Here is a 675-nt window from a genome sequence, read left to right as displayed (position 1 = left end):
TCGTCACTACGCACACGTAGATTGTCCGGGACACGCTGACTATGTGAAAAACATGATCACTGGTGCTGCGCAAATGGACGGTGCGATCCTTGTCTGTGCAGCGACTGATGGTCCAATGCCACAAACACGTGAACACATCCTTCTATCTCGTCAGGTAGGTGTACCATACATCGTTGTATTCCTAAACAAATGCGACCTTGTAGATGATGAAGAATTACTTGAATTGGTAGAAATGGAAGTACGTGAACTTCTTTCTACTTACGAATTCCCAGGTGATGATACTCCAGTTATCCGTGGTTCAGCTTTAGCTGCATTAAATGGTGATGCAGGTCCTTACGGTGAAGAGTCAGTACTTTCTTTGGTTGCTGCACTTGATTCTTATATTCCTGAACCGGAACGTGCGATTGACAAAGCATTCCTTATGCCAATCGAAGACGTATTCTCAATCTCTGGTCGCGGTACAGTAGTAACTGGTCGTGTAGAGTCAGGTATTGTGAAAGTTGGTGAAGAAGTTGAAATCGTCGGTATCAAAGATACAGCGAAAACAACAGTAACTGGCGTAGAAATGTTCCGTAAGTTGCTAGACGAAGGTCGTGCAGGCGAAAACTGTGGTGTGTTACTTCGTGGTACAAAACGTGAAGAAGTACAACGTGGTCAGGTATTGGCTAAACCGGG

The 675-nt window shown here is 44.9% G+C and carries 1 protein-coding gene; it reads left to right on the top strand.

What is annotated here, in order from left to right:
• A partial coding sequence (locus F4V57_RS14710; protein ID WP_228268234.1) for a GTP-binding protein occupies positions 1 to 675 on the top strand: 675 nt, incomplete at both ends.

This window comes from Acinetobacter qingfengensis (assembly GCF_008693185.1).
Lineage (GTDB): Bacteria > Pseudomonadota > Gammaproteobacteria > Pseudomonadales > Moraxellaceae > Acinetobacter > Acinetobacter qingfengensis.
The sequence above is the reverse complement of the archived record's forward strand: the minus strand, read 5'-3'. Positions and strand labels throughout refer to the sequence as shown.